Below are 2211 nucleotides of genomic sequence, written 5' to 3' on the forward strand. Positions count from 1 at the left end.
GGTGACCGCTTTTTTGTTGATGGCCGTTATGCGCGCCAGCCATTCCCCCCCGCGGCCGTTAAAAACCACCAGTTCCTCGCCCACCGCCATACGCAACACCTTGCCAATGTGGTGGCTGGCGCTGGCGCCCAACGCTACGGCCTGTCCGGAGTGAAAATCCTGATCATCAAAAAAACGGCGCGGCATGGAATCTCCATCACGAATAGCTGCCAGCGGGAAAAACAAAAGGCTACCATACGTACGCCGCGCCTCAGGCGTGATTTTTCCTGACCACTGGATGAGACCCTGCCTATGGGCGAGATCGTACGGTCCGCATTTCGACCACCGCTATGGCTACGCAACCCGCACCTGCAAACCCTGTGGGGGCCCATGGGCCGTAGCCTGCCCGAGGTAGAACGGCGCAGTGAACGGCTGAACCTGAAGGACGGTGATTATCTGCTGCTGGACTGGGCCGGGCCGGAAAGTCGCCCCGGGCAACTCACCGTGCTGTTACTCCATGGGCTGTCCGGCTGCAGCGACTCCCATTACATGCGCGGCATGCAGAAGGTGCTGGCCGAGGCGGGCATTCGTTCCGTGGCCATCAACAGCCGGGGTGCCAAGAAACCCAACGACACCGCCCTGTGCTACCACGCCGGGGAAGTGGACGATGTGGATGCGGTCATCAAGCATGTGTTCCATGAAAATCCCACCGGGCATCGCATTGCCATTGGCGTTTCACTCGGCGGCAGCCGCCTGCTGAACTGGTTGGCCCACCGGGACAATGGCGACCTGAGTGCCGTGGCCACAGTCTGCTCTCCACTGCGGCTGGACATCTGCGCCAACCGGCTGGATCAGGGCCTGTCGAAACTGTACCGCCAGCACCTGCTGAAAACCTTGCTGGGCAATTTTGCCGTTCAGAAAACCCACCTGGACAAGGTGAATCCCCCGGAAGCCAAACGCCTGCATCGCCTGAACATGAGCGGCATCCGCTCATTTTGGCGTTACGACGACCAGATCATCGCGCCGCTGTACGGTTTCCGTAGCGCCTACCACTATTACGCACAATGCTCCGCCGGCCCCAAGCTGCTACAGATCCGCACCCCCACGCTGATGCTGCAAAACCGCGACGACCCCTTCATGACACCGCAAACCCTGCCGCACCAGGAAGAACTGGGGCCCGCAGTGACACTGGAAGTCAGCGATTACGGTGGCCATGTGGGCTTTGTGGGAGACAAAAGCCAGCGCTATTGGCTGGAACAACGACTACTGGCGTTTGTGCAGGGGTTCGGGTTTCGCTGACAGGTATGGTTCTCGGCAGAGAGGGGGCAGGGAGGCACTGAGGCCAATAACAACATGGGGTCATGCCAGGATGCCATGGAGGCCAGTGAAATGTGAGGTCTGACCCCGTGCCCTGCTCCTTGACTTGTTAAGCGTCACCATCCCCACTTCAATCTATCATAAAGTGCAGCAAGCTTTCTAAAACTACTTGCATAGTTTGATACTCCATAATCAAACTTTTCTTCGTTATCAATTAAAAACTGACGAAGGGTTTCAGTATCAATTTTTTCTGCGCTTAGAAATGGAATGTAAGCAGCGGCATTTTCGGGAGTGCAAGCTTCAATAATTTGATCCATATTCATGTGGCGATAGTTTCTAAAATAAGGCTTTTTGTATGTATCCATCCTCAACTTTTTGACATCGCGAAATACAACCTTATCTATCTGATAGCCGCTTTCCCTATAAGCTTCCTCACTAGCAATACCCAACTTATTTAGGTACATAAACACCGGAATATTAGGTGTTGACTTACATGCTTTTGGAGCAACATGCTTTAGAATTTGCTCACAATCGTAGCCTTTATTCTCATGCAGCAAATCTTCAAACAATTCATTTTTACTAACGCTCGCATAGCCGATTGGTGACGGCCCTACAAAATCTTGTTGAGCAACCCCAACACCGACTAAAAACTCTACATCATCTTTTGTTTCAATTTCATCTATGTCAACAACGCAAATTTTCTTCTCTGGTTCTGAAGATTGCACCAGTTCGTATAGCTGCTCTTTGCAATAACGCAATACTCTGGCAGGAATTTTCCTTTTGGTGGAATGAATTGCTTTATAAACTGGAAGGAAGTCGTTAGTTTTAACTAACACTAATGGTATCTGTATTCCATCAATAGTTAAATAAGTGTCCGATATGTTTGGCTCTTCTCCTGCGGACAATCGCTGGACG

The 2211-nt window shown here is 52.1% G+C and carries 2 protein-coding genes and 1 pseudogene; 1 reads left to right on the forward strand and 2 read right to left on the reverse strand.

The features are described from left to right. On the reverse strand, positions 1-186 hold a 186-nt coding region (locus A3754_RS11405), incomplete at its 3' end, for an RNA methyltransferase PUA domain-containing protein (protein ID WP_197468634.1). 105 nt (positions 187-291) lie between these two features. Between A3754_RS11405 and A3754_RS11410 the strand changes: the two genes are divergently transcribed. Continuing rightward, positions 292-1278 (forward strand): YheT family hydrolase, encoded by a 987-nt coding sequence (locus tag A3754_RS11410; RefSeq protein ID WP_063519784.1) that lies wholly within the window; start codon positions 292-294, stop codon positions 1276-1278. A 134-nt stretch (positions 1279-1412) separates the two neighbouring features. On the opposite strand, the pseudogene A3754_RS27680 reads toward A3754_RS11410, so the two are convergent. After that, positions 1413-2211 (reverse strand): annotated as a pseudogene (locus A3754_RS27680) (hypothetical protein); the annotation flags it as partial.

It is taken from the genome of Alcanivorax sp. HI0083 (assembly GCF_001635175.1).